Below are 25,791 nucleotides of genomic sequence, written 5' to 3'. Positions count from 1 at the left end.
TTTATAAAAAAATAAGAGCGCCTTTCTCAGGGTTATATATCTCTTACTGCGCAAAACATTCTATAAAATTCAGGCAGAACTGACAGAGAGCGCCCCGGCCAGTAACAGGCAGCCTGTCAGCGCCGCAATAAAAAGAGGAAAGGCCCTAAAGCCGCCTCAGGCGACCCGGATAATTTTTGCGCCGCAAAGTTAGCGGCACTGACCGGTAACGCTGTCGATGCCATTGGGGCAGACATCGCCAGAAGGCAGTAAGGTGACTAAACCCGATGCGCAGCCTGACAGGATCAGACAGGTGAACAACATCATGATGATTTTCATAAATACCTTTTTTGGAAACGGAGTTCTGAGGGGTGCCCATGCGTACCGGTAAGGTTGTCCCCTTCCCCACCATCAGCATCTGAAGCCCACCAGACATTTATAAGGGGGATTTGCCATAAGATCCTCCTTTATCGCACTAATCAGCCCTTTTTAAAATCTGGCGGTCAATAAGACGCCATAAAAGTGCGCTTTGTGAGAGCGGTCACGCCTGTATTGTTATTGCTTTGTTAAAGTCCTTGCGGGTTACGAATGAAAGTTAATAAATTTCGTTCGAAGCAAAGTTACTCAACCTGGAGGTGCGGTTATGGACGGTACATTTACTTCTGCGAAACTGCCTGCGGATCATAAAGCGAGTATTCGCCTGATGAAGCAGCAGCTGCGTAAACAGATCGGTGATGTTGAAGGGCTGTTTCAGCAGGTTAACGCTAAAGTTCAGCAGGCTATTGCTGATGCCAAAGCAGAGGAGGCAGCAAAGGGAACCGCGTGGCCGGTGATTAACTGGAGTGATATTGCCGGTAAAAAGGTTTCTCAGGAGCAAATTGCCGCCATCCATCGCCGTGGCTGTTTAGTGGTACGGCAAAACTTTGACCGCCAGCAGGCACTTAACTGGGATCGGTCAATGCTGGACTATCTGGATCTGAATGACTTTGACCAGCAGTACCGTGGGCCGGGCGACGCCTTTTTTGGCAGCCTCCAGGCGGCAAGACCGGAAATATTCCCCATTTACTGGTCAGCAGCGCAAATGGAAGCGCGACAGAGCGAAGAGATGGCGGTAACCCAATCTTTTCTGAACAGGCTGTGGAAGTTTGAAGCGGGCGGCATTCGCTGGTTTGATCCCGACAGCAATATTCTCTACCCGGACCGCATCCGTCGCCGCCCGCCGGGAACGACATCATCAGGTCTGGGGGCACATACCGATTCCGGCGCGCTCGAGCGCTGGCTTTTGCCTGAATATCAGAAAGTCTTTCGCAACATTTTCACCAATCAGTTTGATGATTACGATCCCTGGGACGCCTCCTACCGGCCTGAGGTTCACGAATATGATGTGGATAACACCACAAAATGCTCGGCCTTCAGAACCTTCCAGGGCTGGACAGCGCTCTCAGATATGGAGAAAGGCCAGGGTCTGCTGCACGTTCTCCCCGTACCGGAAGCGATGGCCTGGGTCCTTTTGCGTCCCTTACTGAATGACGTGCCGGAAGATGAGCTTTGTGGCGTTGAGCCGGGCAAAGTTTTGCCTGTATCAGAAAAATGGCATCCCGAATTAATGGCCGGGTTATGTTCCATTCCCTCCCTACAGGCGGGCGACTCCGTGTGGTGGCATTGTGATCTTATCCATGCGGTGGCACCGGTGAAAGATCAAAAAGGCTGGGGAAATGTGATGTATATTCCTGCGGCTCCGCGTTGCCCTAAAAACATCGCTTACGCCGCTAAGGTCGCGCAGGCTTTTGCCGGGGGACGCTCTCCGGCGGATTTCCCCCGTGAAAATTATGAGCAGGCGTGGAAAAACCGCTTTATGCCCTCTGACCTTAATGCTGTTGGCCGCAAAAGCTTAGGGCTGGAAGATTAGCAGGCGTCGCCCGGTGCGGTGGATACCGGTCGGGCAACCTGCCCGAGGTTCAGGTCCCAGTAAGCAGATCGTTGGCGGGCAATCTGCCAGCGCATCGGGTTCTCTGATAAACTGAGTGGGTTTTCCTCACAGGTCTTATTGCAGCAATGATGAACAGTCGCCATGAAAAGATAATTCAGCTGGTCAACGAAAGAGGCAGCGTCAGCGTTAATGAACTCTCTCAGCTTACGGGCGTTTCTGAAGTTACCGTTCGTCAGGATCTCAACACCCTTGAACGCGGTGATTTTTTAAGGCGCGTGCATGGCTCTGCTGTGGCTCCGGAGAGTGAAGACGTCAATTCCCGGATGCGCACCCGCTACAAAATCAAGCAGGCACTGGCTGACTTTGCGGCCTCGCTCATTACCGAAGGCGAAGCGGTCTTTATTGAAGGCGGCAGCACTAATGCCCTTCTTGCCCGCTCGCTTGCTTCCCGCAAAGATTTAACCATTATTACCGTCAGTCACGCTATCGCCCACCTGTTACGCGACTCAGAATGTGAAGTGATTATTCTGGGCGGCCAGTATCAAAAGAGCAGCGAGTCTGTGGTAGGGCCGCTGACGCGTTATTGCCTGCAACAGCTGAATTTTCATAAGGCGTTTATCGGCGTGGATGGCTGGCATCAGGAGACCGGCTTTACCGGACGCAATATGCTGCGCTGTGATGTGGTGAATGCCGTGATGGCAAAGAGCACCCATACCATTGCCCTGACAGACTCATCAAAATTTGGCGTGATCCACCCCTATCCTCTTTCACCAGAACATACTTTCGATCAGGTGATCACTGATGAGGGCCTGCCAGAAGCACTCCGTGAAGCGCTGAAGCTTGAAAACATTCCTCTGACTCTGGTTCCGCTTAATGAACAGCAGTAAATCTGTTTCAGAGAGAAGAGAAAGATTTTACAAAACAAGAGCACAGGAGGTCTGAGGCGCAGTGGACGACGTCGTTCACAACGCTAGGTGGGAGGTAACTCATTACTGCGGATTTTGCTGTTAATCAGTGAAGCGTGTTATCGCCGCTCTGCTTTTTCTTCACTTCATGCTGTCGGTCGATCAAGGTGCTGTTTTTACGCACTTGCCGGACCGCCTCAAGACATGCCTTACGTCTGTGAGTGTCAGATTCACTCGCTGCCATCTGCATCAGTTGCTTGATCACGCTTTCGTTACTCAGGGGACGCTGATCGGCGAAAAGAGCCATCACTGCCTCACCCAGTACGACATCCCTGAGCTGTCGGATCTCGTCATTACTCATAAATCTGTCTCAGAATAAAGATATAAAAAAGCCCCTGGGTAGTGGGGTCTTACTCAGGTGCTTATCAATTTCCTGCTGTCGGCTCATCATGCTGAAACCCGTCAATCAGCAGGAAATTGCTCCCTCGCCTGGTCAGGTTATTTTTCACGACCAAACAGCAGGCTGATCAGTTCCTTGTGATGATTTTCCTGATCGGGGGTCGTGGATTCCGATAAACGCGCCAGTAATTTGGTGCAGATATTAGGCCTGCTTACCGTCATTCCCCCCTGAAGAATTTCCATCACCACCTGGCCCAGCGTTTGCTCCAGAGAAAAGTACTCTCCCTCATTTACGCTGAAATCCGTAGCTGAATCAGAGCTGAGTTCCGCTTTTAACCTGTTGTGATGCATGGCCGGATCCTTTCTATCAGATGAATTAGCACTTAAAAGGAATAGGAAATTTTTTGTACAGCTTCCAAAAACCTGTACAAAATATTAAAAAAGGCGACAGAAATTTTATCATTTTGTGCTATCTGGTTACCATTTTGTTACTTTTTCGACCTAGTTTTAGAACAGGCTTATTTTAGCGATAACATAAGGAGTCACAGTGGACACTGAACTGAAACAAGCAGCAGAAAAAGCAGGTGAACTTCTGCTTAAAGCAGAGTGCAAAGTTGCTACAGCAGAATCCTGTACAGCAGGATTAGTGGGCATGTCTCTGGGGGCCGCCGCGAACAGCGGTGACTATTTTACCAGCGGTTTTATTACTTATACCGATAACGCCAAACACAAGTTACTGGGGGTGAATAAGGAGACGCTGGCCATTCACACCGCCGTCAGCGAAGCCGTGGTCAGAGAGATGGTGAAAGGGGCAGTAACGGTTTCCGGCGAAGCGGTCAGCCTGGCCGTAAGTGGCTATGCGGGACCGGATGGCGGAGAGGACGGCACGCCTGCGGGCACTATCTGGTTCGCCTGGCACCTTCCCAACCAGCAGGTGCACGCTGAGGTGCGCCGTTTTAGCGGCGACCCGGAAACGGTGGTCAGAGAAGCCGCCCTCTTCTCTTTGCAGAAGTTGACCACGCTGCTGTCTGACACTTCCTCTTAACTGAATCCCAGTAAATAACACGCCTTTCGGTTATTTCCCTTTCCCGGACATTAAGCGCGCCGGGAAAGGAATAAGAGATTTGCTAAATCCTGAAACTCTTTTCTATGCTTTATACACCAAACAAGCCGCACAGAAGGAGTAAACGATGAGCAGCAAGAATGGCATCCCCGCCTCACTGAATCAGACCGATGCAGATCGTTTCCCTGCACCGCCGTTTGAACGTCAAAAACAGCCTTTCCCGGGCCTTGCCTGTAAATTGGTTCCGCGTCCCGATCATGGTGAAACCACCTATAAAGGAAGCGGTCGCCTTGCAGGTCGAAAAGCACTGATTACCGGGGGAGATTCCGGTATTGGCCGCGCAGCGGCTATTGCTTATGCCCGTGAAGGGGCCGACGTCGCGATAAATTATCTGCCTGCCGAAGAAGAAGACGCCCGCGAAGTGATTGAACTCATCCGCGCGGCCGGACGCAAAGCGGTGGCTATTCCGGGTGATATCAGAGAAGAAGCCTTTTGCCAGCAGCTGGTCAAACAGGCCGCAACGGAATTAGGTGGCCTTGATATCCTGGTGAACAATGCGGGCCGTCAGCAGTTCCGTGAGTCTATTCGCGACCTGACCACGGAAGATTTCGATGCCACCTTTAAAACCAACGTCTATGCCATGTTCTGGATAACCAAAGCGGCGCTGGAGTATCTGCCGCGCGGGGCATCAATTATCAATACCTCCTCGGTGCAGGCTTATCAGCCAAGCGATACTCTGCTGGATTATGCCCAGACAAAAGCAGCGATTGCAGCCTTCACCAAAGCACTGGCTAAACAGCTTGGTCCGGAAGGCATCAGGGTAAACGCGGTAGCGCCTGGCCCATACTGGACAGTGCTACAGGCGTGCGGTGGGCAGCCACAGGAGAAACTTGAGCAGTTCGGTGGCTCTGCGCCGCTGGGCCGTCCGGGACAACCGGCAGAAATTGCGCCGCTCTATGTCACCCTCGCCTCTACGGAAAGCAGCTACAGCTCCGGCCAGGTCTGGTGTTCTGATGGCGGTACCGGCACGCTTTAATGTTCCCTTTCTGAGGCTCTCCGCAGAGAGCCTCAGGTGTAGCCGTAACGGTTACCTTTCCTTCCCCACTGTTGCTGTTTGGGCAGGTGGTTCCTGGCAATCACCTCCCGTGAGCGCCTCCCCCTACCCGCCGGAAGACTTTTGTTGCCACAGAAAACCACTCTGCATGGTTTTCCCCTTACTCTGGAGCAGATCTAATGAAAGCCTTAACCTATCACGGCCCGCATAAAGTCAGCGTGGACACCATGCCTGACCCGACGATTGAAGCCTCTGACGACATTATTCTCCGGGTGACCGCTACGGCAATTTGTGGCTCTGACCTGCATCTCTATCGGGGCAAAATCCCCGGCACCGGACATGGCGATATTTTCGGCCACGAATTTATGGGCGAAGTCGTCGAGACAGGCAGAGACGTTACCGCCGTGGCCAAAGGAGACCGGGTGGTGATCCCCTTTGTGATCGCCTGTGGCGACTGTTTTTTCTGCCACCTGCATCAGTATGCAGCCTGTGAAAACACCAATAGCGGTGGCGGAGCTACGCTCAACCGGAAAAGCATCACCCCTCCCGCCGCGCTGTTTGGCTACAGCAAGCTCTATGGCGGGATACCGGGCGGGCAAGCTGAATACGTTCGGGTTCCCAAGGCCAATACCGGTCCGTTCAAAGTTCCCGACTCGCTACCGGATGAAAAAGTGCTGTTCCTCTCCGACATCCTGCCTACGGCCTGGCAGGCGGTGAAAAATGCGGAGGTTAAACAGGGTTCCAGCGTGGCGATTTATGGCGCAGGCCCGGTAGGATTGCTCAGCGCTGCCTGCGCACGGCTGGCCGGAGCAGAGCAGATATTTATGATCGATCACAATGATTACCGGCTCGCCTTTGCCCGCGAACGCTACGGCATTATCCCCATCAATTTTGATGAGAATGATGATCCTGCATCCTGGATTATCGACAACACCACAGGCCATCGCGGCGTGGATGCTGTGATTGATGCCGTAGGGTTTGAGGCCAAAGGCAGCCTTACCGAAACGGTGTTAAGCAATCTGAAAATAGAAGGCAGCAGCGGCAAGGTATTACGCCAGTGCATCGCTGCCGTGCGTCGTGGCGGCATTGTCAGCGTGCCTGGCGTCTATGCCGGCTTTATTCACGGCTTTATGTTCGGAGACGCCTTCGACAAAGGATTGACCTTTAAAATGGGGCAAACGCACGTTCACGCTTTCCTGCCGGAGCTGCTGACGCTGATTGAAAAAGGCCACCTGACGCCTGAAGAGATCGTCACCCATCATCTTCCCCTTGAGGAAGCGGCGCGTGGTTATAAGATCTTTGAAAAGCGTGAAGAGGAGTGCCGTAAGGTCATTCTGGTGCCGGGAATGCATGCCAGTAGGGCGACAGTCTGACCCGCCAGCAGGTGCGGAAAGGTGTTGGAGGCGGAAGGAAACCAACGCTTTGCCGCGCTTATTAACATCAGCTTACAAAACCAGTGCAGTTTTATTTCCCTGCTGTGTAAAACATCGCACAACTTTAATAATGACTGGTCCGATAAAAGCTCCTTTATCAAGGGCTTCCTGCAAGGAGATAGCGAAGAGGAAAAAAATTCGGATATCTCACTTGCAAGGTCGCCCACCTTTGCTAGATTTAATAACGCAAGACGTTCACTGGCTTTAGAAATATGAGATATTTTTTCTGAGGATATTTTCAGTGAGAACCTTAATCACGAAGAGGATTATTTATGACTCAGCATCGTGGCAATTCAGGTAACTTCGCAGAAGATCGAGATAAAGCATCAGAAGCTGGCAAAAAAGGCGGACAGAGCAGCGGCGGCAATTTTAAAAACGACCGCGAAAAAGCGTCCGAGGCCGGTAAAAAAGGTGGACAGAACAGCAAACGCAGCTAGCCACCCAGGCGCATGAGCGCCTGTCGGGCGCAGATAAGCCCGAACGCAGCCCGCCATTACCTGAGTGTAATGGCGGGCTTTGCTTTGTCTGGCCTCGGGCAAGAAGCGAAGGACAACAGGTAAAAAAAATTATTTAACAATACCGCCATCTCACTGCCTTAATAGATGTACAACAGGCTAACTCGCTGTACAAACTTCCCAGAATCATTACCTTAAACCTCTCTTGATTCCTGTTGGTTATGTACCAAAAAATTATAACCAGGAATAATCCTAATATTATTTAAGCCTGAATAGTTTCCCCACACTTTATATTTAGCGTCTATCCTTTAGCTGTAGTCACCCATAGCGTAACGCTGGGCGTAAAAATATTAACTCTTGTATTGTGATGGAGATCAAAATGACAATTAAAACTCTGGAAGACTTGTTTATCCACGATTTATCAGACGTCTACAGCGCGGAAAAACAGATAACCCGTGCTCTGCCAAAAATGGCGCGCGCTGCTACTGATGAAAAACTGGTTGCTGCTTTTAAACAGCATCTTGAAGAAACCCAGGGCCAAATTGAACGCCTCGATCAGCTGGTAGAAATTACTGATGGCGTGAAAATTAAACGAATGAAATGCCACGCCCTGGAAGGCCTGGTGGAAGAGGCGCAGGAGATTATTGATTCTGTAGAAGCCGGCCCCGTGCGTGATGCGGGCCTGATTGGGGCAGCGCAGAAAGTGGAACACTACGAGATTGCCACCTACGGCACCTTGTACGCGCTGGCTTCCAAACTGGGCTACAAAGAGGCCGCTAATTTGTTGGCTGAGACGCTGAAAGAAGAGAAAGCGACGGATGAAAAGCTGACCGTTATCGCTGAAAGCCAGGCTTAAGAGAGGAGTTCGCTATGACACACCAAGAGAACTATCTGATGTGGGTAAAAGATGCTCACGCAATGGAGAAACAGGCAGAAAGCATGCTCGAAAAAATGGCCTCACGGCTTGAGCACTATCCTGACCTGCGCTCCCGTATCGAGCAGCATATTGAAGAAACCCGTCAGCAGCAGACCCTGGTGCAATCGGTTATTGACCGTTATGACACCTCCAGTTCGACGCTGAAAGATACCATGGGCAAGGTAGCCGCCTTTGGCCAGGCGATGGGCGGCATGATGGCCGACGACGAAGTGGTGAAGGGTGCTATCAGCGGTTACGTTTTTGAGAATCTGGAAATCGCCAGCTATACCTCACTGATTGCGGCGGCGGAGCTGGTGGGTGACCAGGAAGGCGCTCGTATTTTTGAACAGATCCGCGAACAGGAAGTGGCAATGGCCGACTGGTCACTGAAGCATCTTCCGGACGTGACGGAACAGTTTATGGTGCGCTCAGCCGCACCCGGTGTGGAAGCAAAAAAATAATCCGCAGCACCAGCGGACGGCCTGCCCTGACGCAGGCCGATTTGTCGATTAAACAACCGGAGTGAGCCATGTTCAGACATGTAAAACAATTGCAGTATACCGTACGTGTTGCGGGGCCTAATCCGGGCCTTGCAAACCTTTTACTTGAGCAGTTTGGCGGACCTCAGGGTGAACTGGCAGCAGCGTGCCGTTATTTCACCCAGGGGCTGGGCGATGATGATCCAGGGCGTAAAGATATGCTGATGGATATCGCAACTGAAGAGCTGAGCCACCTTGAAATTATTGGTTCGCTGGTCGGTATGCTGAATAAAGGGGCAAAAGGCGATCTGGCGGAAGGCACCGAAGAAGAAGGTGAACTTTATCGCTCGATTAGCGGCAAAGGTAATGACAGTCACCTGACCCAGCTGCTTTACGGCGGTGGCCCACCGCTGACTAACTCAGCCGGTGTTCCGTGGACAGCCGCCTACATTGATACCATTGGCGAAGTTACCGCTGACCTGCGTTCCAACATTGCTGCGGAAGCCCGCGCGAAAATTCTTTACGAGCGCCTGATCAATATGACGGACGATCCAGGTGTTAAAGATGCCCTGGGCTTCCTGATGACCCGTGAGGTCGCCCACCAGATGTCGTTTGAAAAAGCGCTCTACTCTATCCGCAACAATTTCCCACCGGGTAAACTGCCACCGATTGAGCAATATTCCAATGTGTATTACAACATGTCGGAAGGTGGAGAAGTTCGCGGTAGCTGGAATTCGGATGAAAACTTCAACTACGTGGCCAATCCTACACCGGCGGTGGATGGCGGCGACGGCAGCGCCAGCGTAATGCTGCCTGCTGAGCAGAAGGCTAATCTGGACAGTATGGTTACCCGTACCGCTTCCGATCCTTCTGTCAATCCGGTCACAGGCTCCGACCTTGGATCTGTCGCCCCGATTGAGAATAACGCTCAGTCAGATACCAAACCCAAGTAAGCACTACTTTGTCTAAAAGGCGGCCAGCTCTGGCCGCCCTTTTCAGAGATTTCATATGTTAAAAATGATAAAAAACCTCTTCAACAGTCCTGAAAAGCTGCTGAGCGTTATGGCGCGCGGCGATATGCAGGAGGCTAAAGATGATAAGGACCGCATCCTGATCGATGAAGATGGTAATGCTGCCGTTAATCTTGAAAGCCCCGAGGTGCATCAAGATTTTGCCCGCCATGTTATGGCCCTGCAAAGGGTAGAAATTATTCCTCCCCTGTCAGGGAAGGAAAATCACAAAAGCCCCCCCGGCAACAACCATTTACCGCAGTAAAATCGTGGCACTGCCATTTATCTCCCTTTCTGCATGCAGTGCCAGTAATATGCCTCCCCTCTTCCCCGCTACAGTTACCTCTGCAAAACCCGATCGTTAGGCTAAGGTTCTAAAGGATGAATAAATTTTAAAAAGGGAATCCTATGCTTCGCCACCTCTGCCTGCTTCTGAGCCTCCTCTTTTTCCCCTTTATCGCTTCTGCCAGCACCTTTGTGATGGGTCAGCATCTCCCTCTGGCTGTTATTATTGATGATGGCGTGATCCACTACTCCGGCGGAGAGTTCAGTTATCAGCCCTGGAACAGTGCGACATTAACCGGAAAAGTACGGGTGGTGCTGCATATGGCAGGCCGCCTCTCTGCCAAAGAGGAGAATGCGTCGCTAACGGAGAAGTTACAGGCGGCGAATTTGCCCAGGGAACGCTTTCAGACCACGCTTATCGTGAATACTCAGGACGCTATCCCCGGCAGCGCTCTGTTCGTTCGTGCCAGCCTGAAATCCAGCAAGAAGCAGTCGCCGTGGTCACAGTTCATTATTGATAACTCAGGCGAGGCACGCCGCACATGGCAGTTGAAGGAAGGGGGATCGGCCGTGGTAGTTTTAGATAAATCAGGGAATATTCGCTTTTATAAAGAGGGCGCATTAACCTCTCTGGAAGTGAACCAGGTCATCTCCTTGCTCAGCACCTTATTGTCCTGACCTTTCTGCTTCTTTTTTCCGCCAACGGCTAGTGAATCGTCTCTCTGTACTTTTTTTTGCCATGGAATCAGTACAGAAGCGCAATAGTATTCTAGCCTTATCACTGAGCAACATACATTTTTCCGATATGGCCAGAAATTTAGCACCGGCTTTAACCCTTTTTTGATGCTAATAAGAGTGACCATGAGCTTAACCGCAGAACAATCTTTTTATTCTGACAGCGAACTGCTGGCAATGCGTGAGGCAGTGAACCTTCGTCTTGATTGCCTGTTGCCCTTATCGGGCGATCGCGTCAGCGCCGCCATGCGTGAAGGCACGTTAACGCCCGGCAAGCGCATTCGTCCCCTGCTCCTGCTGCTGGTGGCCCGCGACATGGGTTGCCAACAGGCGCACACAGGGCTTCTGGATCTCGCCTGCTCCGTGGAGATGATCCACGCCGCCTCGCTGATGCTGGATGATATTCCCTGCATGGATAATGCTCAAACGCGCCGTGGTCGGCAGACTGTTCATCTACAGTTTGGCCAGGATGTGGCCATTCTGGCTGCCGTGGCGCTGCTCACCAAAGCCTTTGGAACGGTGGCCTCAGCGGAAGGGCTTTCTGCCGGATGCCGGGCTGAAGCGGTGGCGGAACTTTCAGCCGCAGTGGGTCTTCAGGGGCTGGTTCAGGGGCAATATCAGGATCTCAGCGAGGGCGCAAGCCAGCGTTCCGGGGAGGCGATAACGCGCACCAATGATCTCAAAACCAGCGTGCTTTTTGAAGCTGCGCTGCAACTGGCCGCTCTGGCTGCCGACGCCTCGCCTGCCGTCTCTCAGCAGCTTCGTCACATCGCCCGCGAACTGGGCCAGGCCTTCCAGCTGCTTGACGATCTCTCCGACTGCCATGATGGCACGGGAAAAGATATTAATCAGGATGCGGGCAAATCAACGCTGGTTGCTTTGCTGGGAGTGGAGGAGGTTCATCAGCGTTTGCGGAAGCATCTTGAGAATGCCGACCACTATTTTGAGGGTGTTTGTCACCACGGTCAGGCAACCCGGCACTTCATGCACAGCTGGTTTAACCAGCAGCTGGCCGCGTTCCGTTAATGCCAGCCATGCCCTACAGGATTTGTTCACCGGAGAGTCAATGAAGAACGCGGAACTGATCCAGCGAAAAAACGATCACCTGGATATAGTATTAAATCCCGCGCAAGCGGTGAGTCAGATTGCCACGGGATTTGCGCAGTGGCGCTTTTCACACTGTGCGCTGCCGGAGCTTGATTTCAACGCTATTGATATCAGCACCTCACTGTTCGGTAAATCTCTTAAGGCGCCGCTGATGATCAGCTCCATGACCGGAGGCGCCCGGCGTGCGCAGACGATCAATCTGCATCTTGCTGCCACTGCACAGGCGCTGGGCCTGGCGATGGGCGTGGGATCGCAGCGTGTCGCCCTGGAGAGTAAAGAGGATTATGGCCTCAACAGAAAGCTGCGCGCTGTCGCTCCCGATATTCCTTTGCTGGCGAATCTGGGTGCGGCGCAGATCAGCGGCCCCCACGGCTATGATTATGCTCGCCGGGCGGTAGAGATGATCGATGCGGATGCGCTGATTGTGCATCTCAACCCTCTACAGGAAGTGCTGCAAACGGATGGCGACCGCGACTGGCGCGGGATAGAGACTGCTCTTAGCCAGCTGGTAAACAAGCTGGCCGTTCCGGTTGTAGTCAAAGAGGTGGGCGCTGGCATTTCACCCGCAGTAGCGTTGCGGCTTGCTGAAGCAGGCGTGGCAATGATTGATGTGGCGGGCGCGGGTGGCACCAGCTGGGCGGCAGTGGAGGGGGAGCGCGCGCGGGACGCTCGCCAGCGTGCCGTTGCTATGGCCTTTACCAACTGGGGGCTTCCTACTTCTCAGGCGCTGATTGGCGTAAGAAAAGCGCTGCCAGAGATGCCCCTTGTGGCGTCCGGCGGCATTCGTGACGGCATCGATATCGCCAAAGCGCTGCGCCTTGGTGCTGATTTGGCTGGTGTGGCAGCGGCGATATTACCCAGCGCGACCCTCTCCAGCGAGGCGCTGAATGAGGCTTTCCTCATCCTTATCGATCAGCTGAAAACGGTCTGTTTTTGCACCGGCAGCGCCGATCTGCAAGCGTTGCGTCAGGCAGAGATCGTCTACACGGGAGGCGACTTATGAGTCACTATGCGGTGATCTCTCCCCCTTTTTACAGCCACCTTCATGCGCTGGAGGCGCTGGCGCAGGAATTAATGCTGCATGGCCACAAGGTAACTTTTATCCAGCAGGCTGGCACCATGCCCTGGTTAGGAGAAAAAGGCCCGGCTCTCTATACGCTTAAAGCCGATCCCCGGCCTGAAAAGACGCTCGCCCGCACGCTGCATCTCGCCTCTCATCCGGGCGGCATGGCGGTACTGACGCTGATTGCAGATATGGCCCGCCATACCGATATGCTGTGCGAAGTGCTGCCTGGGGTGCTGAATGAGCTTGCGGTAGATGGCTTAATTGTCGATCAAATGGAGCCTGCGGGAGGCCTGGTGGCGGAAGCGCTGGGCCTGCCTTTTGTCTCTGTTGCCTGCGCGCTCCCGGTTAACCGGGAGTCGGGCCTGCCGCTACCCGTGATGCCGTTTAACTACACCACCAGCAGCAGAAGCCAGAAAATCTATCACTCCAGCCAGCGCGTCTATGACTGGATGATGCGGAGTCATAATAACGTTATCAATCGTCAGGCCCGCCGCTTTGGCCTGCCTTCGCGGGAAGGATTACATGAGTGCCTCTCTTCGCTGGCGCAAATCAGCCAGACCATTCCGGCGCTCGATTTTCCCCGCAAGGCACCGCCAGAGAACTTCTATGCCGTTGGCCCGTTGCGCCAAAAAGAGAGTGCTACTACCAGCCAGTTCTGGCCCGCTTCTCCGGAGCGCCCTTTTGTCTTTGCCTCACTTGGTACGCTACAGGGGCACCGGTTCAAGCTGTTCAAAACTATCGCTAAAGCGTGCCGCAGCCTGGATACCCAGCTGCTGATTGCTCATTGCGGAGGACTCAACAGCGCCCAAAGCGAACAGCTGCAACAGGCTGGGGCAACCTGGGTAACCGACTTTGCCGATCAATCTGCCGTGCTGAAACAGGCACAGGCGGTGATCACCCACGGCGGGCTGAATACGGTGGCCGATGCGGTCAGCACCCAAACGCCGATTATCACGGTTCCGCTGGCGTTCGATCAGCCCGGCGTGGCTGCCCGTGTGGCCTGGAGCGGCATTGGCCGCCGGGTCTCCCGCTTCTGTACCAGCGAAACGCTGGCGGCAAATCTGCGTAAAGTGCTGGGTGATGAAGTTTATCAGCAGCGTTTATCGGCCATGCAAAAGCAGCTTGCTGCTGCTGGCGGCGTCACCAGAGCCGCCGAGATCGCCAGTCAGGCGCTCAGCCCGGCCACTGAGGCTCTATGTTGAAAAAATGGGATCTCATTCTTGCCGGTGGAGGACTGGCAAACGGGCTTATCGCCTGGCGTATGTTGCAGCGTCAGCCTGCGTTATCCATTCTGATGCTGGAGGCGGGCCAGCAGGCAGGCGGTAACCATACCTGGTCATTTCATCAGAGCGATCTCACCCCCGATCAGCTTGAGTGGCTGCTGCCGCTGGTGGCCCATCGCTGGGATGGTTACGAGGTAGCCTTTCCTGACCTTAATCGCACTTTGCCTGGGGGATATCTTAGTCTCACCTCGGATCATTTTGCCGCGATGATGAGCCAGGCGCTGGGTGAAAACCTTCGCCTTAACAGCCAGATTGCTGACCTTTCACCCGAACACGTTGAACTGGACGACGGGCAGGTTTTTTATGCCCGCACGGTCATTGATGGTCGCGGCTATCAGCCCAATCCTGCCATGCAGATTGGCTATCAGTCCTTTCTGGGCCAGCAGTGGCAGCTTACACAACCGCATGGCCTGAAGCGCCCCATTCTGATGGATGCCACGGTGGACCAGCTCAACGGCTACCGGTTTGTTTACACCCTGCCGCTGACGCCCGACACGTTACTGATTGAGGATACGCACTACATCGACAGTAAAGCGTTTGATGTCGATGAAGGACGGAAGCGCATTCAGCACTATGCCGCTGAAAAAGGGTGGAGACTGCAAACATTACAGCGTGAAGAGCAGGGAAACCTGCCGATTACCCTGGCCGGTAAGCCGGAGAATGTCTGGCAACAGGAACGGCAGCAGCCATGCAGCGGCCTGCGCGCCCTGCTTTTCCATCCCACCACCGGCTATTCGCTGCCGCTGGCCGTAGCGCTGGCAGATCTCATCGCCAGCCAGCCGGTACTGGAAAGCGGAACGCTGTATAAGACGATCAAAACCTTTTCGCTGCGGCAGTGGCGGCAGCAGCGCTTTTTCCGCCTGTTGAACAGAATGCTTTTTCTGGCCGGTTCTCCGGCACAGCGCTGGCAGGTGATGCAGCGTTTTTATCGCCTTGATCAGGGGTTGATTGCCCGCTTTTATGCGGGAAAACCCACCTGCTTTGATATGGCCCGCGTGCTCACGGGAAAACCACCGGTTCCGGTTGGTGAAGCGTTGAGCGCCGTGCTGAAGAAAACACCCCGTTTGCGAGCTTTTTAATGAACAAAACGATTGTTATGGGCGCCGGATTTGGCGGGCTGGCTCTGGCCATTCGCTTACAGGCAGCCGGCATTCCCACGCTGTTGCTGGAAGCCAGGGATAAGCCCGGCGGGCGCGCTTACGTTTATCAGGATCAGGGTTTTACCTTTGACGCTGGCCCTACGGTGATCACTGACCCGACTGCCATTGAAGAGCTGTTCAGCCTGTGCGGAAAACAGCTTGCTGACTATGTAGAGCTGATGCCGGTCACGCCGTTTTACCGGCTCTGCTGGGAGTCCGGCAAAGTGCTGGACTATGATAATGACCAGGAGAAACTCGAAGCGCAGATCCACCGCTTCAACCCGGCTGATGTGGAAGGCTACCGGCGTTTTCTGAGCTACTCGCAGGCGGTGTTCAGAGAGGGTTACCTTAAACTTGGCACGGTACCCTTCCTCTCCTTCCGCGATATGATCAAAGCTGGCCCGCAACTGGCCCGTTTGCAGGCGTGGCGCAGCGTCTACAGCATGGTCGCTTCCTTTATTGAAGAAGATCACCTGCGTCAGGCCTTTTCTTTCCATTCGCTGCTGGTGGGCGGCAACCCGTTCGCCACTTCTGCCATCTATACCCTTATCCATGCGCTGGAACGGGAATGGGGCGTCTGGTTTCCCCGTGGCGGCACCGGCGCGCTGGTGCAGGGCATGGTAAAACTGTTTGAAGAGATGGGCGGCGAAATTGAGCTTAACGCACGGGTCACCCGGCTGGAAACCAGCGAAAATAAAATCACCGGCGTAGCGCTTGCCGATGGTCGTACCCTTCCCGCCGCTGCCGTGGCTTCAAATGCTGACGTGGTCAATACCTACGCAAAACTGCTTGGTCATACCCCACAGGGGAAAAGCCGGGCCGGTGCGCTAAAACGTAAGCGGATGAGCAACTCGCTGTTTGTGCTCTACTTCGGCCTTAATCACGCGCATACCCAGCTGGCGCACCACACGGTCTGCTTCGGCGCACGCTATAAAGAGCTGATTAGCGATATTTTTAACAGCGATATGCTCTCTGAGGATTTCTCACTCTACCTGCATGCGCCCTGCGTAACGGATCCTTCTCTTGCTCCTCCCGGCTGCGGAAGCTACTACGTGCTGGCTCCGGTACCGCATCTGGGTACGGCAGATATAGACTGGGAAGTGGAAGGGCCGCGGCTGCGTGACCGTATTTTTGCCTATCTTGAAGAGCGCTATATGCCTGGTCTGCGGTCGCAGCTGGTCACCCAGCGCATGTTTACGCCCTACGACTTCCGCGATGAGCTGGATGCCCATCACGGCTCGGCGTTTTCGATAGAACCTATCCTGACGCAGAGTGCCTGGTTCCGTCCGCACAACCGTGACAGCCACTTCGACAATCTCTATCTGGTGGGTGCAGGCACGCATCCCGGCGCGGGCGTACCCGGCGTGATTGGCTCAGCGAAGGCAACGGCCAGTCTGATGCTGGAGGATGCAGCCCGATGAATCAGCCGTTAATGACCCATGCCACGGCAACCATTGAGGCTGGTTCTAAAAGTTTCGCCACCGCGGCAAAACTGTTTGATCCCCAAACCCGCCGCAGCGCGCTGATGCTCTACGCCTGGTGCCGTCATTGCGACGATGTGATCGACGGTCAGGAATTAGGATTTGCCGCCCCGGTGAATATACCAGAGCAGCCTTTCCCTGCCCCCGCGCCCGTTACCACGCCGGAGTTACGTCTGGAGGAGCTGCGGCAGCAGACCGCCCAGGCTTTTGCCGGCGCCCCGATGAGTGAACCAGCCTTTGCCGCTTTTCAGGAAGTCGCGCTGGCACAAGGCATTCCGGCGCGGCTGGCGTTTGATCATCTTGAAGGCTATGCCATGGATGTGCGGGAAGAAACCTACCTCACCTTCGACGACACCCTGCGCTACTGTTATCACGTGGCGGGCGTGGTCGGTCTGATGATGGCGCAGGTGATGGGCGTACGTGATGAAGCGGTGCTGGATCGCGCCTGCGATCTGGGGCTGGCGTTTCAGTTAACCAATATCGCCAGAGATATTGTGGAGGATGCCCATGTTGGGCGCTGTTATGTTCCGCTGGCGTGGCTGGCGGAAGAAAACCTGACGCTGGAAAACTATGTTGATCCCTCCCGGCGCAGCGAGCTGGCCCGTGTGGCGCAGCGGCTGATTAAGGAAGCGGAACCCTACTATCACTCTGCGCAGGCGGGCCTGCACGGGCTTCCGCTGCGTTCAGCCTGGGCGATTGCTACCGCGCGCGGCGTTTACCGGGAAATTGGGGTGAAAGTCAGAAACGCCGGAGCGGCTGCCTGGCAGCAGCGCCAGGGAACCAGCAAAGCGGAAAAAATCGGCTTGCTGATTGCTGGCGCAGGTCAGGCGGTGGCTTCACGCAGGGCTAAGGCCTCTTCTCGTCCTGCGAATTTGTGGCAGCGTCCTCGTTAAGCGGTCTGGCATGCCGCTGACGAAGCGCCTGCTGGAGCTTCGACAGCGGCGGCGCATAGAGAAAACCAAAAGAGACGCAATCCTCTTTGCCCCGCACGGCATGGTGCAACCGGTGTGCCATATATAATCTTTTCAGATAGCCTTTGCGGGGAATATAACGGAAAGGCCAGCGCTGATGAACCAGCCCGTCGTGCACAATAAAATAGAGCGCGCCATAGGCCGTCATGCCTGCGCCAATCCACTGTAGAGGCCAGTAACCGATGCTGCCCAGCCAGATAAGTCCCACAGCCAGCACCGCGAAGACCACGGCATAGAGATCGTTCAGCTCCAGCCCACCTTCATGCGGTTTATGGTGTGAGTGATGCCAGCCCCATCCCCAGCCGTGCATAATGTATTTGTGAGAAACGGCAGCGACAATCTCCATAGCGATAATGGTGACCAGGACAATCAAAACGTTGCACAGCAGAAGCATAATTCTCTCGCAGATATTTCACATGCCTAAAGCGTAATGCATTCATCTGCTCCTGACAGGAATAGTGGCAATAAAGAGCAAAAAAAAGCGCCGTTTGCACGGCGCCTCTTACTGTTTACGTTGCTGAGGACTAAATTTGAGCATCAGCCTCTGTCATCACGTAGAGATCAGAACTTCTCTTTTCTGGTCACATCATCTGTCAGGCGGTTTTCACCAGTGCGTTCAACTTCCACTTCCTGACGACGTACACTGTCTTTAACCGTCTCGACGCGGGTCGTTTCTTCACCACGCAGACCAACTTCTTCTTTAACGCGGGCAGTTTTCGCCACGGTTGGCACTTCGTGGGACTCTTCCACCACTACCGTTTTGTCGGACCAGTCGACATCGTTGAGATAAGCTGGCTCATCAACCGCTCTGCGGAAGACTTCAGCGTGCTGCTCGTAGAGGGAAACATCTTCAGCCACTTCATCTTCAACCGTATAACGACGGAGTTTCACTGCGCCATCGCTCACCTGACGTTTACCAACTTCAATATTCTCTTCAGCCAGTTTTAAGCCATCACGTCCCGCATCAGTGCCCTTCAGGGGATCACCTTCGGTAGCATAAGCGTTGCCGGTAGCTGACAGGTTACTGGTGCCTGTTAGTGTATTGTTTTTCGATGCCAGACTACCTGTCGGGGAACCCAGACGATCGTCAGTCTCACCAGCGAACTCGCCACCGGTTAGCGGCCCACGCTCGTTTTCGGTAGAGGCATAATCCGCTGCAAAGGCTGAAAGCTCATCTTCAATATGGCTGGCCTGATCTTTAGGCGCTCTTACGGTCAGCAGGACGCCGCCTGACTGTATCGCTTTGCTGTATTCGGCTGCGTTATTATCATCTACATCATCGCCGAACAGTCGCTGCCAGAAGCTTGGGTGACGGATCTCTTTCCCTTCCACCTTCAGGCGTTCGCCTGAAATAATGTCGATATTGTTTTCTGCAATGCCTTCGACGATCAATCTTTCTTTGGCCGATTCTGCCTGCTGAATTTGGTTGAATGCGGTTACGATTTTTTCGTGTGCCATAAAATAGATCCTCGTAGTTTGGTTAATCAGTTTTCGTCTTTGGTAATAGTGACTTCCTGATGCCGCAGAGTGACATCCTGCGTATATTTTTCCGATGTGGTGTTTTTAAGGATATGGATTTCTTCCTTAAGAACTTTCCGACGAACAATTTCAATTTCTTCTTCAATAACAGGAATAATCAGCAGATCTCCTTCCTGGCGCATTTGCGGTATTTCATCATCGGCTAACCTTTTATTAAAAGGTATATGCCTGATATGAACTTCTTCCTGCGTCAGTTCAGAAGCCAGCGTTTCCTGCCGGGTGTGAGTAGTGCGGCTTACCTGAATTTTAGCATCCACATGACGGTGCCTGATAATCTCCGCCTGCTCTTCAGCTAAAGGTAACGTCTCGCTGTAAGTCTGTTCGGCCAATGGCTTTTCACTCTTTCCCATATATAGAAACTCCTTCAGAGAAAATTTTAATCCGCCAGTGGTTGAGCATCTTTCTTGCGTCCTGCACTACACACTTCGTTTTCACCCTTACAATGTTAGACGAGCTAAAAAATAATATTGTGATTTGAAGATGTAGAAATGTAACAATAATTTAATGAGGGTATTATCTTAATGTAGGAGAACAGATAAATAATTTTATCTCTGGTTAATCTGAACAAATCACTCGTCTTATTGTCGCGAGAAATTGATACCGCATGACAGCAACAGATATTAGTAAGTCAGATAAATGATAAAATTACTGGCGCTACTCATAGCTGCCACCAGAATTATTCTGCTGCTTTGGTCTGACAGGTACGCTGAATGAACTATGCTTTTTTCCTGACTTAAAAAACAGGAGAAAGCAATGAAATACAGGCAACTTGGCCGTTCCGGTTTACTGGTGTCAGAACTGACGCTGGGCACGCTCACCTTTTGCGGGAAATCGGGTTTTGAGAAAACGGGCAACGTCGATGCCCGTCAGGCACGACGTTTCCTGGATATCGCGCTGGAACAGGGGGTCAATACTGTAGACACTGCCGATCTCTACTCGCTGGGCGGTGCTGAAGAAGTGGTCGGTGAAGCGCTGGCAGGAGTGCGCGATCGCGTCATTCTTGCCACCAAAGCGCGTAGCCCGTTAAGTGATGACCCGAATAACAGCGGTGCCAGTCGCTTTCATCTGATCAAAGCGTGCGAAAACAGCCTGCGCCGTCTTAAAACAGACCATATCGATCTCTACCAGATCCATAACTGGGATGGCGTGACGCCGGTTGAAGAGACGTTGCGGGCGCTTGAAGAGCTGATCCAGAGCGGTAAAATCCGTTATTTTGGCACCTCTAACTATAGCGCCTGGCAGATGATGAAAACGCTGGGCAGCGCTGAACGCAACCATCTTAACAGCCCTGTCAGCCAACAGATCTACTACACACCGGAATCACGTGAGGCAGAATTTGAGCTGCTGCCTATGGCGCTGGACCAGAATATCGGTACGCTGATTTGGGGTCCCATGGGCGAAGGTTTGCTGACAGGCACCGTACAGCGTCATCAAAAAACGCCGGACAGCTCGCGCCAGGGCAACGGCTGGCCTGAACCCTATGTTCACGACATGGAGCATGCCTGGAACGTGATTGAGGTGTTGGGTGAGGTGGGGAAAGAGCTGAACGCCTCTACGGCGCAGGTCTGCCTGGCCTGGCTGCTGACCCGTCCAAGCATCAGTTCACTGATTGTGGGCAACCGCACCGAAAAACATCTCCAGGATAACCTCGCCGCTGCCAACCTGACGCTGAGCGAAGCGCAGCGTAAACGGATCGAACAGGTTACGCGCCCGGCGCCCCGCTATCCCTATTGGCATCGCTTTACCAGCGGTATGGATCGAATCGATCCCGCTGAAAAAGTGTTCCTGGATGAATATAAAGAGACGCTGGATAACAGGAAAGATCTGGAAGCTAAGTAGCAATCTACTGCGCGCGATAAATGCTAAAAGATACCTATCGTGCGCATTGCTGGCTGGTTGTTAATTTGCTGTATCTATCTGGTTATATCACTGTATGGTGGGGCCTCTCATCTCAGATGAGTTGAGAATTTGATAACCCCTTGTACCGATTATATACCTGTGTAACGCAGGTTTTTTTGTACATACAGAATTTATGAACAAGCAGGATACTCCTACTATCCTGCGAGTGAGAAGAAGCCTGCTTTTGAGCAGGCTTTTTTTCGTCTTTCAGAAAGCGTTGCGGTGAATACTTGCAGGAATGGGTGTAACAGTAGCCAGAAATTTGAACCATCCACGACTGTTTTCAGTGCAGCAATAGCGGCTTTCCACATCATAGCGCCTGCGATTTTGCCTGTTTAAGATGAACAGAAATTATCTCTTTCAGCTCCTTTACACTGCTTTGCCTGTAAAAAGATGCGGAAGGCCGGCCCCTGTGCGTCACCCGCCCGGCCCTGAAATAGCACGCTATAATCATTACCTGACTAACGATTTTGGAGGCGTGATGAGCAATTATCAGTGTTACTTTCTGGATGGGCAAAATAAAGGCGAGGTAAGAGCCTTCCCTACTCCCCTCAGCGATGGCGGAAAAGTTTCGCCGGTTGAATCAGAGATACAAAGTCTGGGTGGCAGAAGACCGCCGGGGCAGCATCCCACAGTGCCGGAATACAATACCCTCGCCGTCCACGATCAGGGTAAAACCTATTTTCTGGGTACGCAAAGCGACCGCATCGAGTCCCAGCATCTTGCGTTGCAGCAGGCTATTGCGGCCGGGCTACAGCCTCATGGTTAGTTATCAAAAACAGTTATAAGACCTGCGATATTTGAATAATCATAATTTTCTTCCAGGCTTAAAAAGTACTTTTTAACTGAGGAGAAATTATGCTTACGCAATATCAGGAGTGTATTGATGCCTGTTACCTGTGTGCTGCGGCATGCGATAACTGCGCGGCCTCATGCCTTAATGAGGAGAACCTTGAAATGATGCGCGACTGCATACGGCTGGATATGCAGTGCGCCAATATTTGTCGTCTTTCGGCACAATTTATGGCGCTTGAGAGCGACTCAGCCAAAAAACTGTGCGCTCTCTGCGCAGAGATTTGCCAGCAATGCGGTGATGAATGCGGTAAGCATCAGCATGATCACTGCCAGCAATGCGCCAAAGCGTGCCATAACTGTGCTGAAGCCTGCCGAAAAATGGCCGCCTGACCAGCCGCCAGCCGATACAGCCCGCCAGATGCGGGCTTTTTTCTGCGCGAAAATCGCCTGGAGTACCGTTGTGGGCCGCCTCAGAGATCAGATAGCGTTCTCCTTCTATGAGGCCTGTGACTTGCTCTTTCGCCCGCGCCAGCGCACAGCGGCTAAAGATGCAGATGATGAAATGACTGAGATAGCTGTTTGGATCAGATAGCTGTAAGCAGAAAAAATTGCCTGAATCCCGCGGCGACACGCAAAACAATCTCTTGCGTGCTATTAACCCTCTTCGTCAGATAGTGAATTTCATATCAAATAAGTGACGATCTCAGAGGCGCGTGTTTTATCCCTAAAGTTTTACGGGGAATTGTCGATAATGTGTTCACCTGATGCTGCAAGCTGACGGATGAAAACTAAAAAAGACGAACCACAGCAAAACTTAGCCCGCCTTGTTGCGGGCTTTTTTGTCGCTGTCACAGCACCCGTTTTTATCTGCAAGAGTTGAAGCAGGTGTCAGATAACTCTGAACTTTCAAACCTAAGAATGCCCCTGGAGTAATCCCCTGGGCTGGCGTGTAGGCTGGATAATCTACGCACGCAGAGAATTGCGGGTGTGGTTCAAGAGTAATAATCACTCCTTTCCCGACCTTTATGGTCGGGTTTTTTGTGGCTAGAGCCGCAGCTCACCCACTGCGGATTCCACTGACACATCTTCATCAACCTCACTTAACAAGAGTGCCATCTCACGCACGCTATCGTTTGACAGTTCCCTGCCCTCTGCCAGAACCTGATACACGGCCTCGCCCAGTACTTTCACTACATCATCTTGCGCGTTAGCCATCTCCGTCAATCCTCCTCTGGTTGAGTTATAACCATAAAGCAAACCAGGCGAAAAATAAATACCCTTAAATATCAACAGGTAGAGCCTCACATACTGAGATTAAAACTTAAGGGCAGCCAGAGTAATCCCGCCCTGTTTCTTACGCCCATTTCCGAAAGGGGTATCAGAGAAACCCAGCTTGCGGCAGGGGATCCGCCATCGGCGTGCCCGCCCAGCTTAAGGTCAGGACAAGCCGCTCTTCGGTAAATCGTGATTTTTCATTGGCACAATCTCCGCTCAGAGGGGTGAGCGTGCCGGCGTTCTGTTTTGCAGGGAGCCAGAGTTCGGGTCAGGGTCATTCGCTGATTTCTTGCATATGGTCTGCCCGAGTCTAAGCTTTATCTCCTGCCGTCAAAAAAGGGGAAACAGAATGTATCATTCCGACCCACAGATGCTTCTGCTGCTGTACTTTGTTCTGCCCGTCTGGCTTATTGCCGGTTTTGCCGACTGGCTTTGCCACAGGGCAACGGATATTGAAACGACAACGGGGCTTAAAGAAACTTACATACATATTCTGATGTTTCTAGAGATGGGCCTGCCATTACTTGCGGCTCTGTTTCTGGACGTCAACTCGCTGGTTATCGCCTTTATGATTGTGCTGTTTTTCTGTCATGAGGCGACCGCCTTATGGGATGTCAGCTATGCCGTGACAGCAAGGCGGGTTTCCCCCATTGAGCAACATGTGCACAGCTTCCTGGAAATGGTCCCTCTTATGGCGCTACTGCTGGTCATTTCACGTCACTGGCCACAGTTCCTGGCATTATTCGGTTTGGGGGATGAACCTGCACGATTTGAGCTGAAACAAAGGGATGACCCGTTGCCTGCTGGTTACATTACTGCCGTGCTTTCGGGCATCTTTTTTCTGGAGGTGCTGCCTTATCTGGAGGAATACTGGCGTGGGAAAAAAGCCAGGAAAGGCGGATCGGGAAGAGGTTAAAAAGAAGGCAAAGCCAGCGGGCGATTCAGGCTCTCACCGTTTTACAGCCTGACTCTGTTACCCTGATTACATGCTGCGAAGCCGCGCGCTTCAGCGACCTCCTGACGCGCCGCGCCGCACAACGGCATGGGCTAAAAATACGGGCCTGACTGCCCCTCAACCTAAGGAAGCGCCAGCCGACTAATTCGGCATCAGGATAATTACCCACTTATAAAACGACAATTCATCTGTAACGCGCTGCGCGAATAGTTTCAGCGGGTTAAAATAATAACGCTGGCAACAATTGCGCTAAAAATTTACCCCATGATGGCACTTACATCATTAATTAAAATCATGCCCGGCAAATAAAAGCATAAGCAGAACGCAGCATTGTGAGCATTTAATAATATATCGTTGAGGAGCAGGCTTTTGATTAAGACGATAAAACAGGGAGGCGGGCTATTGCGCATTAAAACAAAACTGCCCGGAACGTATAATTTTATTTATACGCCCCAGGCAGTTATACACATACGGTCGGCTTAATGAGAAACAGAGAGCCTGAGTATACCTGATTTAATTACGGGCTGGCTGTTTCATATTAAGAAGTGACAAGCTGTCACTTTTCTTTGCGTCCGCCACCGTGGCTGTGTTCACCACCTTTTTTACCGGCTTCGGAGGCTTTTTCACGATCGTTTGCGAAGTTACCACCGCTATTCTTGCCGCCTTTTTTGCCCGCTTCAGAAGCTTTTTCAGGATTTTCTGCGAAGTTACCGGATCCACCGCGATGTTCAGTCATAAATACCTCTCATTTTGAATGTACTAGTTTTAACTTCCAGACCAACGGCAGGTTATCAGGGAGTTATCCTGTGTGCCGTCACTCAGTTATTAAGCTTAGCCACTCTGCTTTTTTATGCAAAAAAAAATTTATAAGCGAAGCGCTGAATAATCATCGAATAAATAGCGTGGCGACCATGCTTATTACTGCGACCTGGGAATAATTATCACTTAAATTAAATATTTACGTTCTACCTGATAGCAGCGTTTAAACAGAAGCTGACAAATGTATTAAGATGAAAAAAGTTATTACCTGAAGTATTAATCGCAGCAAGGTAAGAAGTCATTCTGTTAAAGGCCTTATAAATCAAAAAAATATAAAACCTGTTAAGGCGTTCTTTATCAATGCAGAGAACGAAGGAAAAAACGTACCTCAAGGAGTGAGCAGCCGGTTGCTAATCAGATGCGCTGGCAATACCGGGGAGTGTATGTGCCGGAACGATAGTGCTGTTCCTGATTGTGCCTCTGGCTATCCGTGGGCTTCCCACTAAGGGATTTGTGAGTAACAAAACCTTCACCGCCAGTCGCGGGGGAGCAGGAACGTTCCGGACGCGCTAAAAGCTCAGTTTCAGGTTTCAGGTTTCAGGTTTCAGGTTTCAGGTTTCAGGTTTCAGGTTTCAGGTTTCAGGTTTCAGGTTTCAGGTTTCAGGTTTCAGGTGTCAGGTGTCAGGTGTCAGGTGTCAGGTGTCAGGTGTCAGGTGTCAGGTGTCAGGTGTCAGGCAGATGACATTACCGTGACGATGGAAAAAGGTGCATCAGACAATCGCTGCACCCATACTCCGTTAAGGCCGGAAGCAGGCAAGTGAACTGATACTGACTTTCGCCACGGGGCAATGGGTTCCGACCACAGCCTCTGCTCTCTTA

30 protein-coding genes are annotated in these 25,791 nt (G+C 52.4%); 22 read left to right on the top strand and 8 right to left on the bottom strand.

The window, feature by feature from the left end:
• Positions 1-189: 189 nt before the first annotated feature.
• Positions 190-318 (bottom strand): hypothetical protein, encoded by a 129-nt coding sequence (locus AAH450_RS08910; protein ID WP_342909909.1) that lies wholly within the window; start codon positions 316-318, stop codon positions 190-192.
• Between the two features lie 304 nt (positions 319-622).
• Here AAH450_RS08910 and AAH450_RS08905 point away from each other — a divergent pair, with 304 nt between their 5' ends.
• Both AAH450_RS08905 and AAH450_RS08900 read left to right on the top strand, forming a co-directional pair.
• Positions 623-1,888 carry a YbiU family protein gene (locus tag AAH450_RS08905; protein ID WP_342909908.1) on the top strand — a complete coding sequence of 422 codons (1,266 nt, stop codon included), beginning with the start codon at positions 623-625 and terminating at the stop codon, positions 1,886-1,888.
• Positions 1,889-2,037: 149 nt separating this feature from the next.
• The gene (locus AAH450_RS08900; protein ID WP_342910372.1) at positions 2,038-2,796 is read left to right on the top strand and encodes a DUF977 family protein; all 759 of its coding nucleotides are present in this window, start codon (positions 2,038-2,040) and stop codon (positions 2,794-2,796) included.
• Positions 2,797-2,920: 124 nt separating this feature from the next.
• On the opposite strand, the gene AAH450_RS08895 is transcribed toward AAH450_RS08900, so the two are convergent.
• Together AAH450_RS08895 and AAH450_RS08890 are read right to left on the bottom strand one after the other, a co-directional pair.
• Positions 2,921-3,175, bottom strand: a complete 255-nt coding sequence (locus tag AAH450_RS08895; protein ID WP_342909907.1) for a hypothetical protein — start codon at positions 3,173-3,175, stop codon at positions 2,921-2,923.
• Positions 3,176-3,312: 137 nt separating this feature from the next.
• The gene (locus AAH450_RS08890; RefSeq protein WP_342909906.1) at positions 3,313-3,564 is read right to left on the bottom strand and encodes a two-component-system connector protein YcgZ; all 252 of its coding nucleotides are present in this window, start codon (positions 3,562-3,564) and stop codon (positions 3,313-3,315) included.
• Between the two features lie 196 nt (positions 3,565-3,760).
• Between AAH450_RS08890 and AAH450_RS08885 the strand changes: the two genes are divergently transcribed.
• The 16 genes from AAH450_RS08885 (at position 3,761) to crtB (ending at position 17,612) form a co-directional block, all read left to right on the top strand.
• A complete protein-coding gene (locus tag AAH450_RS08885; protein WP_342909905.1) occupies positions 3,761-4,258 on the top strand; it encodes a CinA family protein in 498 nt (165 codons plus the stop codon).
• A 145-nt stretch (positions 4,259-4,403) separates the two neighbouring features.
• Positions 4,404-5,312 carry an SDR family oxidoreductase gene (locus tag AAH450_RS08880; RefSeq protein WP_342909904.1) on the top strand — a complete coding sequence of 303 codons (909 nt, stop codon included), beginning with the start codon at positions 4,404-4,406 and terminating at the stop codon, positions 5,310-5,312.
• Positions 5,313-5,509: 197 nt separating this feature from the next.
• Entirely contained in the window at positions 5,510-6,703 is a 1,194-nt protein-coding gene (locus tag AAH450_RS08875; RefSeq protein WP_342909903.1) for a zinc-dependent alcohol dehydrogenase, read from the top strand.
• Between the two features lie 21 nt (positions 6,704-6,724).
• Positions 6,725-6,979, top strand: a complete 255-nt coding sequence (locus AAH450_RS08870) for a hypothetical protein (protein ID WP_342909902.1) — start codon at positions 6,725-6,727, stop codon at positions 6,977-6,979.
• A 56-nt stretch (positions 6,980-7,035) separates the two neighbouring features.
• Positions 7,036-7,200 carry a con-10 family general stress protein gene (locus AAH450_RS08865; RefSeq protein ID WP_342909901.1) on the top strand — a complete coding sequence of 55 codons (165 nt, stop codon included), beginning with the start codon at positions 7,036-7,038 and terminating at the stop codon, positions 7,198-7,200.
• Between the two features lie 397 nt (positions 7,201-7,597).
• The gene (locus tag AAH450_RS08860; protein ID WP_306207246.1) at positions 7,598-8,074 is read left to right on the top strand and encodes a YciE/YciF ferroxidase family protein; all 477 of its coding nucleotides are present in this window, start codon (positions 7,598-7,600) and stop codon (positions 8,072-8,074) included.
• A gap of 14 nt (positions 8,075-8,088) precedes the next feature.
• Entirely contained in the window at positions 8,089-8,595 is a 507-nt protein-coding gene (locus AAH450_RS08855) for a ferritin-like domain-containing protein (protein ID WP_342909900.1), read from the top strand.
• 68 nt (positions 8,596-8,663) lie between these two features.
• Entirely contained in the window at positions 8,664-9,566 is a 903-nt protein-coding gene (locus AAH450_RS08850) for a manganese catalase family protein (protein ID WP_342909899.1), read from the top strand.
• Positions 9,567-9,621: 55 nt separating this feature from the next.
• Positions 9,622-9,888, top strand: a complete 267-nt coding sequence (locus tag AAH450_RS08845; protein WP_463322717.1) for a hypothetical protein — start codon at positions 9,622-9,624, stop codon at positions 9,886-9,888.
• Positions 9,889-10,031: 143 nt separating this feature from the next.
• Positions 10,032-10,586 carry a YtfJ family protein gene (locus AAH450_RS08840; RefSeq protein ID WP_342909898.1) on the top strand — a complete coding sequence of 185 codons (555 nt, stop codon included), beginning with the start codon at positions 10,032-10,034 and terminating at the stop codon, positions 10,584-10,586.
• A gap of 183 nt (positions 10,587-10,769) precedes the next feature.
• Positions 10,770-11,669 carry a polyprenyl synthetase family protein gene (locus tag AAH450_RS08835; RefSeq protein WP_342909897.1) on the top strand — a complete coding sequence of 300 codons (900 nt, stop codon included), beginning with the start codon at positions 10,770-10,772 and terminating at the stop codon, positions 11,667-11,669.
• Positions 11,670-11,709: 40 nt separating this feature from the next.
• Complete coding sequence (gene fni / locus AAH450_RS08830) at positions 11,710-12,753, top strand: type 2 isopentenyl-diphosphate Delta-isomerase (RefSeq protein ID WP_342909896.1); 1,044 nt, start codon at positions 11,710-11,712, stop codon at positions 12,751-12,753.
• Positions 12,750-14,018, top strand: a complete 1,269-nt coding sequence (locus tag AAH450_RS08825; RefSeq protein WP_342909895.1) for a glycosyltransferase — start codon at positions 12,750-12,752, stop codon at positions 14,016-14,018. Before fni ends, AAH450_RS08825 begins: the two co-directional genes overlap by 4 nt.
• Positions 14,012-15,178 carry a lycopene beta-cyclase CrtY gene (gene crtY, locus AAH450_RS08820; RefSeq protein ID WP_342909894.1) on the top strand — a complete coding sequence of 389 codons (1,167 nt, stop codon included), beginning with the start codon at positions 14,012-14,014 and terminating at the stop codon, positions 15,176-15,178. The genes AAH450_RS08825 and crtY overlap by 7 nt, the downstream gene beginning before the upstream one ends.
• On the top strand, positions 15,178-16,659 hold the full coding sequence (locus AAH450_RS08815; protein WP_342909893.1) for a phytoene desaturase: 1,482 nt from the start codon (positions 15,178-15,180) through the stop codon (positions 16,657-16,659). The genes crtY and AAH450_RS08815 overlap by 1 nt, the downstream gene beginning before the upstream one ends.
• Positions 16,656-17,612, top strand: a complete 957-nt coding sequence (gene crtB / locus AAH450_RS08810) for a 15-cis-phytoene synthase CrtB (RefSeq protein ID WP_342909892.1) — start codon at positions 16,656-16,658, stop codon at positions 17,610-17,612. Before AAH450_RS08815 ends, crtB begins: the two co-directional genes overlap by 4 nt.
• On the opposite strand, the gene AAH450_RS08805 is transcribed toward crtB, so the two are convergent.
• From AAH450_RS08805 to AAH450_RS08795, 3 genes are all read right to left on the bottom strand, one after another.
• A complete protein-coding gene (locus AAH450_RS08805) occupies positions 17,566-18,084 on the bottom strand; it encodes a sterol desaturase family protein (RefSeq protein ID WP_342909891.1) in 519 nt (172 codons plus the stop codon). The genes crtB and AAH450_RS08805 overlap by 47 nt on opposite strands.
• Positions 18,085-18,251: 167 nt before the next feature.
• Entirely contained in the window at positions 18,252-19,148 is an 897-nt protein-coding gene (locus AAH450_RS08800) for a YsnF/AvaK domain-containing protein (RefSeq protein WP_342909890.1), read from the bottom strand.
• Between the two features lie 26 nt (positions 19,149-19,174).
• Positions 19,175-19,579 (bottom strand): DUF2382 domain-containing protein, encoded by a 405-nt coding sequence (locus AAH450_RS08795; RefSeq protein WP_342909889.1) that lies wholly within the window; start codon positions 19,577-19,579, stop codon positions 19,175-19,177.
• 403 nt (positions 19,580-19,982) lie between these two features.
• Between AAH450_RS08795 and AAH450_RS08790 the strand changes: the two genes are divergently transcribed.
• From AAH450_RS08790 to AAH450_RS08780, 3 genes are all read left to right on the top strand, one after another.
• On the top strand, positions 19,983-21,068 hold the full coding sequence (locus AAH450_RS08790; RefSeq protein ID WP_342909888.1) for an aldo/keto reductase: 1,086 nt from the start codon (positions 19,983-19,985) through the stop codon (positions 21,066-21,068).
• A gap of 541 nt (positions 21,069-21,609) precedes the next feature.
• Positions 21,610-21,897, top strand: a complete 288-nt coding sequence (locus tag AAH450_RS08785; protein ID WP_342909887.1) for a hypothetical protein — start codon at positions 21,610-21,612, stop codon at positions 21,895-21,897.
• Between the two features lie 89 nt (positions 21,898-21,986).
• Positions 21,987-22,313, top strand: coding sequence for a four-helix bundle copper-binding protein (locus tag AAH450_RS08780; protein ID WP_342909886.1), 327 nt, complete (start codon positions 21,987-21,989; stop codon positions 22,311-22,313).
• 654 nt (positions 22,314-22,967) lie between these two features.
• Here the strand turns inward: AAH450_RS08780 and AAH450_RS08775 are convergent.
• Positions 22,968-23,138 carry a hypothetical protein gene (locus AAH450_RS08775; protein ID WP_342909885.1) on the bottom strand — a complete coding sequence of 57 codons (171 nt, stop codon included), beginning with the start codon at positions 23,136-23,138 and terminating at the stop codon, positions 22,968-22,970.
• Between the two features lie 409 nt (positions 23,139-23,547).
• Here AAH450_RS08775 and AAH450_RS08770 point away from each other — a divergent pair, with 409 nt between their 5' ends.
• Positions 23,548-24,114: a diguanylate cyclase gene (locus tag AAH450_RS08770; protein ID WP_342909884.1), complete on the top strand. Its 567-nt coding sequence runs from the start codon at positions 23,548-23,550 to the stop codon at positions 24,112-24,114.
• Positions 24,115-24,709: 595 nt separating this feature from the next.
• Here AAH450_RS08770 and AAH450_RS08765 read toward each other — a convergent pair.
• Entirely contained in the window at positions 24,710-24,889 is a 180-nt protein-coding gene (locus AAH450_RS08765; protein ID WP_342909883.1) for a con-10 family general stress protein, read from the bottom strand.
• Positions 24,890-25,791 lie beyond the last annotated feature (902 nt).

The sequence above is a fragment of the Erwinia magellanica genome, from assembly GCF_039023495.1.
Lineage (GTDB): Bacteria > Pseudomonadota > Gammaproteobacteria > Enterobacterales > Enterobacteriaceae > Erwinia.
The sequence above is the reverse complement of the archived record's forward strand: the minus strand, read 5'-3'. Positions and strand labels throughout refer to the sequence as shown.